The organism is Cryobacterium sp. PH31-L1 (genome assembly GCF_030063145.1).
GTDB lineage: Bacteria > Actinomycetota > Actinomycetes > Actinomycetales > Microbacteriaceae > Cryobacterium.
On the sequence record NZ_JASISM010000004.1, the window covers coordinates 161,495 to 177,051 of the forward strand.

8 protein-coding genes and 1 tRNA gene are annotated in these 15,557 nt (G+C 65.0%); 3 read left to right on the top strand and 6 right to left on the bottom strand.

Features of this window, described 5'->3' with window-relative positions; all coding sequences use genetic code 11:
* Positions 1-25: 25 nt before the first annotated feature.
* Entirely contained in the window at positions 26-2,698 is a 2,673-nt protein-coding gene (gene polA, locus QMF22_RS09755; protein ID WP_283452986.1) for a DNA polymerase I, read from the bottom strand.
* A gap of 53 nt (positions 2,699-2,751) precedes the next feature.
* On the opposite strand from polA, the gene QMF22_RS09760 reads away from it, so the two are divergent.
* Positions 2,752-3,177, top strand: coding sequence for a hotdog fold thioesterase (locus tag QMF22_RS09760; RefSeq protein ID WP_105036718.1), 426 nt, complete (start codon positions 2,752-2,754; stop codon positions 3,175-3,177).
* Here QMF22_RS09760 and QMF22_RS09765 read toward each other — a convergent pair.
* Positions 3,174-6,695 carry a TM0106 family RecB-like putative nuclease gene (locus tag QMF22_RS09765; protein ID WP_283452991.1) on the bottom strand — a complete coding sequence of 1,174 codons (3,522 nt, stop codon included), beginning with the start codon at positions 6,693-6,695 and terminating at the stop codon, positions 3,174-3,176. The genes QMF22_RS09760 and QMF22_RS09765 overlap by 4 nt on opposite strands.
* A gap of 116 nt (positions 6,696-6,811) precedes the next feature.
* A complete protein-coding gene (locus QMF22_RS09770; RefSeq protein WP_035879545.1) occupies positions 6,812-7,417 on the bottom strand; it encodes an ANTAR domain-containing response regulator in 606 nt (201 codons plus the stop codon).
* Between the two features lie 38 nt (positions 7,418-7,455).
* Between QMF22_RS09770 and QMF22_RS09775 the strand changes: the two genes are divergently transcribed.
* Positions 7,456-7,538, top strand: a tRNA-Leu gene (locus QMF22_RS09775).
* A 147-nt stretch (positions 7,539-7,685) separates the two neighbouring features.
* The gene (locus QMF22_RS09780; protein ID WP_283452994.1) at positions 7,686-7,853 is read left to right on the top strand and encodes a hypothetical protein; all 168 of its coding nucleotides are present in this window, start codon (positions 7,686-7,688) and stop codon (positions 7,851-7,853) included.
* Positions 7,854-7,907: 54 nt separating this feature from the next.
* Here QMF22_RS09780 and pyk read toward each other — a convergent pair whose 3' ends face one another.
* From pyk to gltB, 3 genes are all read right to left on the bottom strand, one after another.
* Entirely contained in the window at positions 7,908-9,353 is a 1,446-nt protein-coding gene (pyk, locus tag QMF22_RS09785; protein WP_283452996.1) for a pyruvate kinase, read from the bottom strand.
* A 66-nt stretch (positions 9,354-9,419) separates the two neighbouring features.
* Positions 9,420-10,877 carry a glutamate synthase subunit beta gene (locus tag QMF22_RS09790; protein WP_283452998.1) on the bottom strand — a complete coding sequence of 486 codons (1,458 nt, stop codon included), beginning with the start codon at positions 10,875-10,877 and terminating at the stop codon, positions 9,420-9,422.
* A complete protein-coding gene (gene gltB, locus QMF22_RS09795; RefSeq protein ID WP_283453000.1) occupies positions 10,870-15,447 on the bottom strand; it encodes a glutamate synthase large subunit in 4,578 nt (1,525 codons plus the stop codon). The genes QMF22_RS09790 and gltB overlap by 8 nt, the downstream gene beginning before the upstream one ends.
* Between the last annotated feature and the right edge of the window lie 110 nt (positions 15,448-15,557).

A 15,557-nucleotide genomic window follows, 5' to 3' on the forward strand; every position in this document is an offset into this window, starting at 1 on the left:
AACTGGCCGGTCAAGCGCCAGCGAACTAGTGGGCGGCGGCGTCCCAGTTGGTTCCACGGCCGACTTGAACCGTCAGCGGAACGAGCAGATCTGCGGCAGATTCCATGTTGTGGGTGACCACCTGGCTCAGGGAATCCCATTCGCCGGGGGCGACGTCGAAGATCAATTCGTCGTGCACTTGCAGCAGCATGCGTGAGTCCATCGACGCATCCGTCAGGTCGGCGGCGATACCGTTCATGGCAATCTTCATGATGTCGGCTGCCGAACCCTGGATGGGAGCGTTGAGCGCCGCTCGTTCAGCGTTGTCGCGTAGTACCCGTTTCGGGCTGGCCAGGTCGGGGAACGGGCGGCGACGCCCGAAAATGGTCTCGGTGTATCCGTCGACCTTGGCCTGCTCGACCACGTTGCGCAGGTAGTCGCGCACCGCACCGAACCGCTCGAAGTAGTCCGTCATAAGCTGCTTGGCCTCTTTAGTGTCGATCCGAAGCTGCTTAGACAGGCCGAAGGCGCTGAGGCCGTAGGCGAGCCCGTAGCTCATCGCCTTGACCTTGCTGCGCATTTCGCCGGACACGTCGGCGGGGTCCACGCCGAAGATTCGCGCACCGACGAAGCGGTGCAGGTCTTCGCCAGCGTTGAAGGCCTCGATCAGGCCGGCATCTTCGGACAGGTGTGCCATGATGCGCATCTCGATCTGCGAGTAGTCGGCGGTCAGCAGGCTCTCGCTGCCCTGACCCGCCTGGAAGGCGGCGCGGATGCGTCGCCCCTCCTCGGTGCGCACCGGAATATTCTGCAGGTTCGGGTCGTTCGACGAGATCCGGCCGGTGGTGGTACCGATCTGCACGTAGGTGGTGTGGATACGGCCGGTCGTGTCGATGGCTTTGTCGAGGGTCTCCACAATCTGACGCAGCTTGGTGGCGTCGCGGTGCTTCAGCAGCAGGTCGAGGAACGGATGCGGGTTGCTGGCCTGCAGATCGGCGAGGGCGCCGGCATCCGTTGAGTAGCCGGTCTTGTTGGCGCGTGTCTTGGGCATCTCCAACTGCGTGAACAGCACGTCCTGCAGCTGCTTGGGCGAGCCGAGGTTCACCTCCCGGCCGATTTCGGCGTAGGCGGCGGTGGCGAGGCTCGCCGTGCTGGCGCCGAGCTCGGCGGACAGCTCGGCGAGCTCGTCGTGCGAAACGGTAACTCCGGCCAGTTCCATGTCGGCCAGAGCCAGCAGGGTGGGCAGTTCGATGTCGAGCAGCAGTTTCAGCGAACCCGGGTCCAGGGCCTTCTCGACGGCGGCGAAGACACGCAGCGTGAACCACGCTTGGGCTGGCGCCCCGGCCTGCTGGGTACTATCGGGCACGAGCTGGTTGGGGTCGGCGATGGGCAGGGTTTCGTCGAGGTAGCGCGACACGAGGTCGGCCAGGGTCTTGTCCGGCCCACCCGGGCGAATGAGCCAGGCACCGACCAGCGTGTCGAAGGCCAGGCCGCTGAACGGTAGACCGCTGCGGCGCAGTGCCTTCACCTGGTGTTTGGCATCGTTCATGATCTTCGGCGCGTCGCTCGCGAGCCACGCCTCGAGCGGGGCGTAGTCCTTGCGGCCCGGCTGCCAGGGCAGGTTGATGGTTTCCGTCGGACTGGCCAAACCGAAACCGATCGGCTTGCCGTCCTGCACCTCGACAGTGAGGCCTAGTCCGGCCGGGTGGGCCGCGATCACCCGGTCGAGCCAGGACTGCAGTTCTTCGTCGAGGAGGTCCTGCGCGATGGGGGCCTGCACCGCGGGTATCTCGTCGATGACGGCCACGGCTGCTTCAACGGCTGGGTCTTCGCCGGCGAGCTTGAGTACCCGGTCAAGCAGGGTCTTGAATTCGAGGCGGGTGAAGATGTCCCGCACCGCGTCGGTGTCCATGGCGCCGCGTTCGAGCGCCGCGACGGCCATCGGAAGCTCCAGGTCGGTGACCAAGCGGTTTAGCCGGCGGTTGCGAATCGCGTTCTCTTTCTGCTCGCGCAGGTTGTTTCCGACGACGCCCTTGATCTCCTCAGCGTGTTCCAGGATGCCGTCGAGGCTACCATAGAGGCCCAGCCACTTCACCGCGGTCTTCTCCCCGACCTTGCTGATGCCGATCAGGTTGTCGCTGGTTTCGCCGACGAGAGCGGCCACATCGGGGTACTGCTCGGGTTCGATGCCGTAGCGTTCGCGCACCCGGGCCGGGTCGTAGCGGGTGAGGGCTGACACGCCCTGGCTGGAGGGGTAGAGCAGGGTGACGGTTTCGTTGACCAACTGGATGGCATCCCGATCGCCGGAGACGACGAGCACGTTGTAGCCGGCCGCTGTGCCTTGGACTGAGAGGGTGGCGAGAATATCGTCGGCCTCGAAGTCCTCCTTGGTGATGGTGGTGATGTTCATCGCGGCGAGGGCTTCCTGCAAAAGCGGGATCTGCCCGAGGAACTCCGGCGGCGTCGCATTGCGGGTCCCCTTGTACTCGGGGTATTCCCTGGTGCGAAAGGAGGCGCGGGAGATGTCGAACGCAACCGCGAGGTGGGTTGGCTTCTCGTTGCGCAGCAAGCTGAGCAGCATAGAGAGAAAGCCATGGATGGCGTTCGTATGCTGACCGGCGTGGGTCTGGAAACTATCCACTGGCAGGGCGAAGAACGCCCGGAATGCCAGGGAATGGCCGTCGATGATCATCAGGGTAGGCTTTTCGGAGTCCAACACTCCCCTAGCCTACAAGCGTCTTCCCGCGCGGGCTCCCCCGACCAAAGGTGATCATGTTCAACACAACTGACGACGCACTCGCCTGGGTTCAACAGCGGGGTGGCGGAGACCTGGCCGACAAGATGGGGCTGGAGTTCACCGAGTTCACGATTGATCGGGCGGTGGCGCGGATGCCGGTGGCCGGCAACACGCAGCCGGCCATGCTCATGCACGGCGGCGCCTACGTCGTGCTCGGCGAGTCCCTCGGGTCGATGGCAGCCAATCTGCACGCCGGACCGGGAAAGCTCGCCGTGGGCATTGAGATCAACGCCTCGCACAACCGTTCAGCGACATCGGGGTACGTCACCGGGGTGTGCACCCCGATCCACCTAGGCCGCACCCTGACCACCCACGAGATCGTGGTCACCGACGATGCCGGCCGGCGCTGCTCGACGATTCGCATCACGAACATCATCAAAGACCTGCCGCCGCGGGGTTAGCTCACGTCGGGCTCGACCAGACTGATGAACGCGCTCAGCTCGGCAACGCCGTTCGGCGTCACGGGCAGGTATTCGGTGAGAGCCGGCGAATAGACCAGATAAGCGGCCCATTGGGCCCGCGAGATGGCAACGTTCAGACGGTTCTTCAAAATGAGAAATCCCAGGCCACGCTGCACGTCATCGGCCGAACTGGCCGCGAGCGTGACAATGGCAATGGCGGCCTCCTGACCCTGGAACTTGTCAACAGTGCCCACCCTCACGGTGGAGTAGCCCGCAGCCGCCAGTGCCTCACGAACGAGAGCCAACTGGGCGTTGTAGGGAGTCACGACAATCACGTCGGCTTCGGTCAGGGGGGAATCGACCCGATCCGTGGTCGGGTCTGTCCACAGTCGGCCGAGTACACCGCTCACGAGTGCGACGACGGCATTCGCTTCTTCGGCTGACGAAATGGAATTGCCAGTGTGCTCGACCGGCACGGCGTGCACACCGGGCCGAATTCCGGACAATGATCGGGTCGAGGTGATCGGATCGGCGCGCAACAGGCCGCCGTAGGACAGGCGGGAGACGGGCTCGGTGACCGCGGGATGCATGCGGCGGCTCTCGGCGAGAAAGTAGCCCCGGTCGGCGGGAAGCACGTCGTGGCCGGCGGCGACCCAGCCCAGGGCAGACTGGTCGATCGGCTCGGGATGCAGGCCCTGGCTGACCTGCGGCAATTGCTGCGGGTCGCCGAGCAGCAGCACATTGCGGGCGCCGACACTGGCCGCGATAGTCGAGGCGAGCGAGAATTGGCCGGCCTCGTCGACGACGAGCAGATCGAGGCTGTGGCGGGGCACGCGAGCCGGATTGCTGAAGTCCCACGCGGTGCCGCCGACGACGAATCCCGTCGCGGTGTGATTCAATGCGAACAGAAGTTGCCCGTCTTTCTGCAGCACGGTGTAGGCGGGTTCCGCCGCATCGGCGCCGGTCTTGGCGACTTTGCCGACGAGAGCCGGCTCGAGCCCGGCCTTGACGACGGCCTCGAGTAGGTTCTCCACTACCGCATGGGACTGGGCGACAACGCCGATCTTCCAGCCGTGCTGCTGCACGAGCGCGGTGATGACGTGGGCGCCGAGGTAGGTCTTTCCAGTACCGGGTGGCCCCTGGATTGCAAGGTAGGAGTGATCCAGGTCGAGCAGGGTCGCGATGACGGCGTCGATGGTGCTGCCGTCCGCCCGGGCGAGTGCCAAGTGCCCGCTGCCGGTGCGCGGCGGGGTGCGTCGCAGAATATCGACCATCGAGTCGCGCGGCCAGCTGGGCTGAGCGTCGACGATAACCTGGGCCCACTCGTCGATGGCGGGTTTCTGCTGCAGGGCCCGGGGTGGTGCGGCCGGTGCCAGGGCACTCGGCCGGTTATCGTAGCGTGCGGTGTCCTTTTGAAGTGTCTCTTCGACCAGAATGCCGCCGTCATCGGTGACGCGCAGCACTGTTACGGTGCGGTGAGCGCGTGCGCCCTCTGCACCGTCGGGGTTGACGAACGGCCCGGCGTGTTCGTAGAGCAGGTAAGGGCCCGCCTGGTCCCCCGGTTTGATACTGCTCCCCGGTGCGAGGCGACCGCGCAGCCAGAGGTGGCGACGGTCGACGCGCTGTTTACCCTCGCGGAACCAGTCGCGTTCGACGTCGATGCGTTCGACGACGAGCACGTCCCTGGTGTCTTGCCATTCATCAATCGGGTACTCGAGCCGAAAATAGTGCCCCCACCAAAAACTCTTCTGCTCTCGCCGGTGATAGTCGATGGCGGCGGCGGCAAAGGCGGCCGCGGTCTGGTCGGTGGTGCGCGGGGTGTGCGGTGTCGTTGGCGCAGCGAGGGCGAGCAGAGCGTCGCGCACCGGTGATTGTTGGAGCGGGTCGGCATCCGCTTCGGTCGTGCCACCGGCCGAGCAGATGCCCGCTCCGCGCGCCAGCGTAAGCAACCAGTCGCGCAGGCGCAGCGTTGAGACGCAGTCGTAGCGGTTGTAGTCGGCGATGGAGGAGAGCATGCGTTGCGCCTCGACCCGGTCGCCGTGAGCGTGCAGGTCTCGGGCTGCGGCGTATTCGGTGATGGAGTCCGCCGCATTGGTGACCTCGCCGCCGCGCAGTTCGGCGCCCATGTACAGCGGTTCGAGCTTCTTGATGGAGTAGGAGCGCGACCCGACGCGCATGGTTTTGCGCACGATTGGGTACAGATCGACGAGCACGTTCTCGCGTAGCAGCTGGTCGATCTGGTCTTCGCCGACGCCGTGCCGGGCGGCGAGGCTGAGCAGGTGGGTGCGCTCGTAGGCGGCGTAGTGGTAGACGTGGAGGCCCGGAAACTGGGCTCGACGCAGCCCGAGATAGGCCAGAAAATCGGTGAGGGCGACCTTCTCCTCGGCCCAGGTATGCGCCCAGAAGGCGCGAAAGGATTCATCGACGTCGACCAGCCCGAACAGGTAGTCCAGGCCCCACTGCGTGGGCGAGCCGTCAGGGGCACCGCCTTCAGTGGCGTTTACCTCTGAATAGAGCGGGTCGCCCTCGAAGTCGAAGAAGATGTCGCCGGGGTTCGGCTCTGGCAGCGCGGCCAGCGCCCCTGGGTGGTACAGGTCGACCGGCGGAGCTGTGCCAGGAACCGCCTGAAGCTGTAGCCGCGCCTGCGTGCGCAGGGCGGTGAGCGTCGAGTCCGACACGCCCTCGATTTCTCCGGTGGATTCCGCGAGATCATCGATGGTGCGGATGCCGCCGGCCGCCAGCCGCGCCCGCTGTGACAATCGCAGCCCGGCCACCAGCAGCGGATCGCGGTGCTGCTGCACCTCACCCTCACAGCTGGTACAGCGCCCGCAGACGGTGTAGCGAGGGTCTCCCCACGCGACGGCCTGGGTGTCGGCCAGACGGTCCGAAATGATCTGCACCAGGCGCTGCTTGCGTTTGCGGTACACCGGACGAATATCAGCAAGGCAGTGCACGCTCACGGAACCGTCGCCAAGGAGCAGTTCGACGGTCTGGGCTGTTGGCACGCCGATGCGCTCAAGCTGTTCGGCGTAGGCGACCAGCTGCAGCAGCGCGGTCACTCGGGCGTGCCGGGCCAGTTTGGTGTCTTGCAGGAGCCACACGCCGTTCTCCTGCCGCACGATAAAGTCGGCGAATCCGAGAAAAGCGATGCCCTCGTGGTGATTCTTGGTGCGCGAGCCGAAGGCGGGGTCAAAAAACGTGGCCTGAAAAATGATCTCGGCGGTCGTCGCGAAAGCCAGCCGCGTTTGATCGGCGGCAATCTCCAGAGCAGGGCGCGCCATCCGCTCTGGACGGGCAATTTCGACCACAGACTGGGCCAGCCGGTACCGCTCGAGCACACGGTGTTCGTGCTCGTCGCCCAGCCGCGAGGTGCGCTCCGACATCGCGTCGACCGGGTCCGACACGCTGTCGACGCGGCCGAGCTTCGCGTCGATGCGGCGCAGAAACGCAAACTCGCAGACGGATGCCGCGCTCAGGTCACTCGCACTCGTCACCACGCTGCCGTCCAGTAGGAACATGCGCCCGCCCTTCGTCTGTTCGAGCGTATCGGACACCTCCGACACGCCCGCGGGTCATGCCCGGGCACAAAAAATGGCCCGGCAGAATCTGCCGGGCCATTCGATCTGAACTGCTGCTACTTCTTGGCGCTGAGCTGCTCGATGATCGCCTGCGACACGTCGTGCATGGTGAGGCGACGGTCCATCGACGCCTTCTGGATCCACCGGAAGGCTTCCGGCTCGGTCAGGCCCATCTTCTCGTTGAGCAGGCCCTTGGCCCGGTCTACGAGCTTGCGGGTCTCGAACCGTTCGACCAGGTCGGCAACCTCGGCTTCGAGGGTAATGATCTGGCTGTAGCGCGAGAGGGCGATCTCGATCGCCGGCAGCAGGTCGTTCGGGGTGAACGGCTTGACGACGTAGGCCAGGGCGCCGGCCTCGGTGGCACGCTCGACCAGTTCCTTCTGGCTGAACGCGGTCAGCAGAACGACCGGTGCGATGTGCTCTTTGGACAAGCGTTCAGCAGCACTGATGCCGTCGAGCTGGGGCATCTTGACATCCATGATAACCAGGTCGGGGCGGAGCTCCCGTGCCAAGGCGACCGCTGTTTCTCCGTCACCGGCTTCGCCGACGACTTCAAAGCCGTTGTCGCGCAGAATCTCGACGATGTCGAGGCGGATGAGGGATTCATCCTCAGCGACGACAACGCGGCGCGGAGGGGTGGGGGTGCTGTCTTGGTCGGTCACGAGCAAAAGCCTACGGTATTCTGAACGAGTAGTTGTAAGCCGGTGTGGCGGAATGGCAGACGCGGAGCACTCAAAATGCTTTGTTCGAAAGGACGTGTGGGTTCGAGTCCCACCACCGGTACTTTGATGTCGCGGTTAAACCGCAGGTGACGGGCATCTTTTGGATCAAATTCCTGTGTCTTGCACGTGTGTGCAAAATAGCCATGCCCCAGCGTCTTCGAGTTCAGCCAGTTTGTGTTGACACTCCGTCGCCTGTCAGGGTGGCACCATGTCGAACAACATTGCGTACTGGGGTTACCTCACACTACTGATCTATCCGGCCCTGGCGGCGCTCGGATTCTGGGTCGCCTACCTGGTCATTCGAAAAGCCGTGCGTTCGGCGCTCCGGCAACATCAGGAGTGGCTCGACACCCGGGCGCGGCCTCCCGTCGTCTAACCAGCCCCAAAAAGCCCCGCCCGAAACATCGGGCGGGGCTTTTCGTGTTAACCGCTACTTCTTGACGTACGCCGGTGCGACCTCGTTGTGGGCGTCACCCACGCGGTGCACGCGAATGTCGTTCGTCGACCCGACGATTCCGGGAGGGGAACCGGAGATGACGACGACCTTGTCACCGATTTCGGCGAGGCCCTGGCCGATGAGAATGTCATCGACCTGACCGAACATCGCGTCGGTGTGGGTCACCGGCTCCACCAGGTAGGTCTGAACGCCCCAGGTGAGGGCCAGACGACGACGGATGCCCGGCTCCGGCGTGAAGGCCAGCATCGGGATCTTCGACCGCAGGCGAGACATGCGGCGGGCCGAGTCGCCGGACTCGGTGAAGATGCAGAGGAACTTGGCATCGACGAACTCGGCGACCTCGATGGCGGCGAGGGTGATCGCACCGCCCTGGGTGCGCGGACGGTTGGTCAGCTTGCCGATGCGCTCGAGTCCGTGCACCTCGGTGGATTCCACAATGCGGGCCATGGTCTGCACCGTGACAACGGGGTATTCTCCGACGCTGGTCTCACCGCTGAGCATGACGGCATCCGCACCGTCGAGCACGGCGTTGGCAACGTCGCTGGTCTCGGCGCGGGTGGGCACCGGGCTCAGGATCATGGATTCGAGCATCTGCGTGGCGACGATGACCGGCTTGGCCATGCGGCGAGCGATCTCGACGGCCTGCTTCTGCACGATCGGCACGGCCTCGAGCGGCAGCTCGACACCGAGGTCGCCGCGGGCGACCATGATCGCGTCGAAGGCGTCGACGATCTCTTCGAGGTTGTCGACGGCCTGCGGCTTCTCGATCTTGGCGATCACCGGAACCCGACGGCCCTCTTCGGCCATGATTTCGTGCACGCGGGTGATGTCATCGGCGCTGCGCACGAAGGAGAGGGCGATGAGGTCGGCGCCGAGACGGAGGCCCCAGCGCAGGTCGGCTTCGTCCTTCTCCGACAGGGCCGGTACGTTCACGGCAACGCCGGGCAGGTTGATGCCCTTGTTGTTGGAGACCGGGCCGGCGACGATCACGCGGGTGGTGACGATCACGCCATCCGTTTCGACGACCTGCACCTTGACCTTGCCGTCGTCGATGAGCAGAAAGTCGCCGGGGTGCACGTCGTGCGGCAAACCCTTGAAGGTGGTGCCGGAGAGCTCTTTGGTGCCGAGCACGTCTTCGGTGGTGATCTTGAAAATGTCACCGACGGCGAGCTCATACGGGCCGCCCTCGAACTTGCCCAGGCGAATCTTGGGGCCCTGCAGGTCGACCATGACGGCCACGGCACGCCCGGAGTCGTTAGCAGCCTTACGCACGTTGGCGTAGACGCTCTCGTGCACCTGGTAGTTGCCGTGGCTCAGGTTCATGCGGCAGACGTCAACGCCCGCGTCGATGAGCGCTCTGATCTGCTCGTAGCTGGCAGCCGCCGGCCCGAGGGTGGCGACGATTTTTGCGCGTCTCATTCTGGTGAATCTCCGATTTCCGCGCTGTGTGAGCGCATAACGACGTGGTGCAGGAAGAGTAGGGGTTTAAAGGGCGAAGGAGCGGTCCGTTGGCTTAACGGGAGATGGCAGTTGGGTCTGGCCCTCCAGGAACTGGTCGACCGCAGCGGCCGCAGCGCGCCCCTCAGCGATAGCCCAGACGATGAGTGACTGTCCGCGACCGGCATCGCCGGCGACGAATACGCCCTCGTGGCTGGTCTGGTAGTTGCCGTCGCGTTCCGCGTTGCCGCGATTGTCGAACGGAAGCTTCAACTGGTGACTGAGATCGTCGGGCTCTGGGCCGGTGAAGCCCATCGCTAGCAGCACGAGGTCGGCCGGAATTTCTTTTTCGGTGCCGGCCTTGGGAACGCGGCGTCCGTCGAGGTATTCAGTCTCGGCGATGCGAATGGCACGCACCTCACCGAATTCGTTGGCCAGAAATTCGACCGTCGAGGCCAGGTACTGGCGGGTGCCGCCCTCTTCGTGGGCGCTGGAGACCTCGAACAGGGTCGGGGACATCGGCCACGGCTGATTTTCCAGCCGAGTGGTGCCCGGCTGCTTGCCGATCGCCAGGTTGGTGACGGATGCTGCCAGCTGACGATGCGCAGTACCGATGCAGTCGGCTCCGGTGTCACCACCACCGAGCACGACGACGTGCTTGCCCTCGGCGGTGATCTGCGCCTCGATGGCTCCGCCGGCGCCGATCTTGTTCTGCTGCACCAGGTATTCCATGGCGAAGTGCACGCCGGGCAGGTCGCGCCCCGGAATCGGCAGGTCGCGGGGCACCATGGCACCGGTCGCCACCACGACGGCGTCGTAGCGGGCGCGCAGGTCGTCCCAGGTGATGTCCACGCCGATGTTGACGTTGGCGCGGAACCGGGTTCCCTCCGCCGTCATCTGCGCCAGACGCAGTTCTAGGTGCTTCTTCTCCATTTTGAAGTCGGGGATGCCGTAGCGTAGCAGGCCGCCGATGCGGTCGTCGCGTTCGAACACGGCAACGGTGTGGCCGGCGCGGGTCAGCTGCTGGGCGGCGGCCAGTCCGGCCGGACCGGATCCGACTACGGCGACCGTCTTGCCGGTCAGACGCCCTGGCGGCTGCGGCTGCACCCAACCCTTGGCGAAGGCCTGGTCGATGATCGACACCTCGACCTGCTTGATGGTGACGGCGGGCTGGTTGATGCCGAGCACGCACGACGATTCACACGGGGCCGGGCAGAGCCGACCGGTGAATTCGGGAAAATTGTTCGTGGCGTGCAGGCGCTCGATGGCGGCCCGGCCCTCATCGCGCCAGACCAGGTCGTTCCACTCCGGAATGAGGTTGCCGAGCGGGCAGCCCTGGTGACAGAACGGCACGCCGCAGTCCATGCAGCGGCCGGCCTGACGTTTGAGTACGGCGGCGTCACCCTGCTCGTAGACCTCTTTCCAGTCCATCAAACGGATGGCCACCGGACGGCGAGCAGGCAGCTCGCGGTCGGTGGTCTTCAGGAATCCCTTCGGATCAGCCATTGGTTACCTCCAGAATTCGATTCCAGACAACGAGTCCGTCGGGATCGAGTCCCTCATCGACGGCCGTCTGCCTAGTCTCCAGTACTGCCGCGTAGTCGCGCGGCAGCACCTTGATAAATGCGTTCATGGTTTCTTCCAGGTTCTCCAGCATGCGCTTGGCGAGTGCTGAATCGGTCTGGTCCCGGTGTTGTTCGAGCAGGTCGCGCACGATCTCGCGATCGACGCTCTCGAGGGCGAGCAACCTGAGCTCCCCCGAGGTCAGCGCGTCACGGTTGACCCGTTCGGCGGTCAGACCGTAGACGTAGGCCGTGCCGCCACTCATCCCGGCGCCGAGGTTGCGCCCGGTCTCGCCGAGGATGAGGGCGAGTCCGCCGGTCATGTATTCGAGCGCGTGGTCGCCCACGCCCTCGACGACGGCGATCGCTCCGGAGTTGCGCACGAGGAATCGTTCGCCGACAATGCCGCGAATGAACATGCTGCCCTGGGTGGCGCCGTAACCGATGACGTTTCCGGCGATGACGTTGTCTTCGGCCGGGAACTGGCTGGCCCGGTCGGGGCGCACGATGATCTGCCCGCCCGACAGGCCCTTGCCGACGTAGTCGTTGGATTCGCCCTCGAGTCGCAGGGTGATTCCGCTCGGCAAGAATGCCCCGAAGGACTGTCCGGCTGAACCGGTGAGGGTGACCTCGATCGAACCGGCCGGCAAACCGTTTTCGCCGTGGCGCAGGGTGACCTGGTTGCCGAGCATGGTGCCGACGGCACGTTCGGTGTTGCGGATCGGCAGGTCGATCCTGACCGTTCCGCCGTGTTCGAGAACGCTCTGGCTTCGACGAATAAGTTCATTGTCGAAGTGCTTGTCGAGTTCGTGTTCCTGGGCCCGAGCCCACTTGCGCGGTTCTGCCTCAGAAAAGTCCGGGCCGCTCAGAATGGGCGAGAGGTCCAGCCCCTGCGCCTTCCAGTGCGTGAGCGCGCGGTTCACGTTCAGCACCTCGCGGTGCCCGATGGCCTCGTCGAGGCTGCGGAAACCGAGCTCGGCGAGGTACTCGCGTACTTCCTGAGCGATGAACTCGAAGAAGTTCACGACGTGGTCGGCTTGGCCGGCGAAACGTTTGCGAAGTTCCGGGTTCTGGGTGGCAACGCCGACCGGGCAGGTATCGAGGTGGCAGACGCGCATCATGATGCAGCCCGACACAACGAGCGGGGCGGAGGCGAAGCCGAATTCTTCGGCCCCGAGCAGGGCACCGATCAGCACGTCACGACCGGTTTTCAGCTGGCCGTCGACCTGCACGACCACGCGGTCACGCATGCCGTTGAGCATGAGTGTCTGTTGGGTTTCGGCGAGGCCGAGTTCCCACGGGGTTCCGGCGTGCTTGAGCGAGTTGACCGGGCTGGCGCCGGTTCCGCCGTCGTGGCCGCTGATCAGGATCACGTCGGAGAGGGCTTTGGCGACACCGGCCGCAACGGCACCGATACCCGACTGGCTGACCAGTTTGGTATGGATGCGGGCCTTGGGGTTGGCGCGTTTCAGGTCGAAGATGAGCTGCTTGAGGTCTTCGATCGAGTAGATGTCGTGGTGCGGCGGCGGCGAGATGAGGCCGACACCGGCCGTGGCGTGCCGAGTACGGGCGATCCACGGGTACACCTTGGTGGGGGGCAGCTGACCGCCCTCGCCGGGCTTGGCACCCTGGGCGAGTTTGATCTGGATATCGTCAGCGTGGGTCAGGTACATGCTCGTCACACCGAAGCGGCCGGAGGCGACCTGCTTCACCGCGCTGCGCCGGGTCGGGTCGAGCAGACGGTCGAGGTCTTCGCCGCCCTCGCCGGTGTTGGACTTGCCGCCGAGTCGGTTCATCGCGATCGCGAGGGTTTCGTGCGCCTCCTGCGAGATGGAGCCGTAGCTCATTGCACCGGTCGAGAACCGTTTGACGATCTGCGACACCGATTCGACCTCGTCGAGCGGCACCGGGGTGCGCTGGCCGGGGCTGAGAGTGAACATGCCGCGCAGGGTCATGAGCGATTCGGCCTGGTCGTCGACCATCTTCGTGTACTCGCGGAAGATGTCGTAGCGCTTGGTGCGGGTGGCGTGCTGCAGCCGAAAGATGGTCTCCGGGTTGAAGAGGTGCGGGGCGCCGTCGCGACGCCACTGGTATTCGCCGCCGGTTGCAAGGCGCTCGTGCGCGGTCACCGCAGCATCCATGGGGTAAGCGGATGCGTGCCGCGACAGATTTTCGACACCGATCACGTCAATGCCGACGCCGCCGAGCTTGCTTGTCGTGCCGGTGAAGTACTGGTCGACGAACGACTGGGCGAGGCCGACCGCTTCGAAGGTCTGCGCACCGGCGTAGGACGACACGGTGGAGATGCCCATCTTGGACATGATCTTGAGCACGCCCTTGCCGAGCGCCTTGATGACGTTGCGTACCGCCTTCTCGGGCGTGACGTTGGTGATGATGCCGCTGCGTACAAGGTCTTCGCAGGTTTCCATGGCGAGGTAGGGGTTGACTGCGGAGGCGCCATAACCCATGAGCAGGGCCACGTGGTGCACCTCACGCACGTCGCCGGCCTCGACCACGATGCCGACCTTCATGCGGTTCTCGGTACGGATCAGGTGGTGATGCACCGCAGCGATCATAAGCAGCGACGGGATCGGTGCGAGATCCTTGTTGGAATCGCGGTCGCTCAACACGATGAACAGGGCGCCGGCCTCGATGGCTTCGTCGACCTCGACGCAGACGGCGGCGAGTCGCTTGGACAGCGCGTCGGGGCCTTCTTCGAAGCGGTATAGGCCCCGAATGGTCGTTGTGGTGCGGCTGCCGATGACAGGGTCGATGTGCTGGATCTTGGCCAGTTCGTCGTTGTCGATGACCGGGAAGTCCAAAATGACCTGGCGGGCATGCTCGGGGCCTGCAGTGAGCAGGTTGCGTTCCGGGCCGAGACCGAGCTTGAGACTCGTGACGACCTCTTCACGAATGGAGTCCAGCGGCGGGTTGGTGACCTGCGCGAACTGCTGGGTGAAGTAGTCGAACATGAGCCGCGGGCGGTCGCTGAGTACGGCGATGGGTGTGTCGCTGCCCATGGCACCGAGTGGTTCGGCGCCGGTGCGGGCCATCGGGGTGAGCAGGATGCGTACTTCTTCTTCGGTGTAGCCGAAGGTGCGCTGGCGGCGCACGACGGATGCCGGCGGGTGCACGATGTGCTCCCGCTCCGGCAGATCCTTGAGGTTGATGCGGCCCTGGTGCAGCCACTGACCCCACGGTTGGCTCGCGGCCAGGTCGGCCTTGATCTCACGGTCGTCGATGATGCGGCCGGCCTTGGTATCGACCAGGAACATCTGGCCTGGACGCAGTCGGCCCTTGCGCACGACCCGGGCCGGGTCAATGCCGAGCACGCCGATCTCGCTCGCGAGCACGACCAGGCCGTCGTCGGTGATGAGGTAGCGGCCGGGACGCAGGCCGTTCCGGTCGAGCGTTGCGCCGACGAGGGACCCGTCGGTGAAGACGATCGCGGCCGGACCGTCCCACGGTTCCATGAGCATGGAGTGGTATTCGTAGAAATCGCGACGTTCGTCGTCGAGGTCGGTCTGGTTCTCCCAGGCCTCCGGCACCATCATCATGATGGCGTGCGGCAGCGACCGCCCGGACAGGCTGAGCAGTTCGACCACCTCATCGAACGAGGCCGAGTCGCTGGCACCTGGGGTAACGATCGGCAGCAGGGGCGCGACGTCGCCGAGCAGCTCGGACTCGAGCTGGGACTGGCGCGCGCGCATCCAGTTGCGGTTGCCCTGCACCGTGTTGATCTCGCCGTTGTGGGCGATCATGCGGAACGGCTGGGCGAGCGGCCAGGACGGGAACGTATTGGTGGAGTACCGGGAGTGTACGAGGGCGAGCGTTGAGACGAAACGTTCGTCGGACAGGTCCGGGTAGAACGGTTCGAGCTGCAGGGTCGTGACCATGCCCTTGTAGACCAGGGTGCGGCAGGACAATGACACGAAGTAGATCTCGAGCTCGCGTTCTGCGCGCTTGCGCAGCCGGAAGGTCTGCCGATCGAGCGCGATGTCTGAGAACGCGGTGCCGGCTTCGGTGGTGCGGGTGCTCTGCACGAACAGCTGCTGGATGGCAGGCATGTTCGCGCGGGCCTGGTTGCCGAGGTCCTCCGGGTGCACCGGAACCTCACGCCAGCCGAGGATGCTGAGGCTTTCCTCGTCTGCGATCAGGCTGATGGCACGCTTGATGGCGGTGCGAGCGGTTGGATCGGTTGGCAGAAAGACGTTGCCGACCGCGTACTGGCCCACCGGGGGAAGCGCGAAATCCGTGACGGCACGCAGGAAGGCATCCGGTATCTGGGTGATGATGCCGGCACCGTCACCGGTTCCGGCGTCAGAGCCGACGGCCCCGCGGTGTTCCAGGTTACGTAGGGCGTCGAGGGCTTGCGTGATGATGTCGTGCCCGGCGATTCCTCGCAGGGTCGCCACCATTGCCAGGCCGCACGCGTCGCGTTCGGCCGCCGGATCGTACAAACCGGATGCTTCAGGAATGCTGCTGAAGCGGGTGTAGAGAGGTTTCTGAGCCATTGAGACCGTCCTCACGAAATGACTGGCAGTAAGGGACGACGCTGGCCCGAAGGAGATGTGTGCGGAAAACCATAACGCGTGCCCGGTTCGGGTCAGGCCCACATTCGGGC

Excerpts from the sequence above, each read along its gene's own strand:
- QMF22_RS09760 (WP_105036718.1), top strand. The coding sequence starts at position 2,752 with ATGTTCAACACAACTGACGACGCACTCGCCTGGGTTCAACAGCGGGGT.
- QMF22_RS09765 (WP_283452991.1), bottom strand. The coding sequence starts at position 6,695 with ATGTTCCTACTGGACGGCAGCGTGGTGACGAGTGCGAGTGACCTGAGC.
- QMF22_RS09780 (WP_283452994.1), top strand. The coding sequence starts at position 7,686 with ATGTCGAACAACATTGCGTACTGGGGTTACCTCACACTACTGATCTAT.
- pyk (WP_283452996.1), bottom strand. The coding sequence starts at position 9,353 with ATGAGACGCGCAAAAATCGTCGCCACCCTCGGGCCGGCGGCTGCCAGC.
- QMF22_RS09790 (WP_283452998.1), bottom strand. The coding sequence starts at position 10,877 with ATGGCTGATCCGAAGGGATTCCTGAAGACCACCGACCGCGAGCTGCCT.
- gltB (WP_283453000.1), bottom strand. The coding sequence starts at position 15,447 with ATGGCTCAGAAACCTCTCTACACCCGCTTCAGCAGCATTCCTGAAGCA.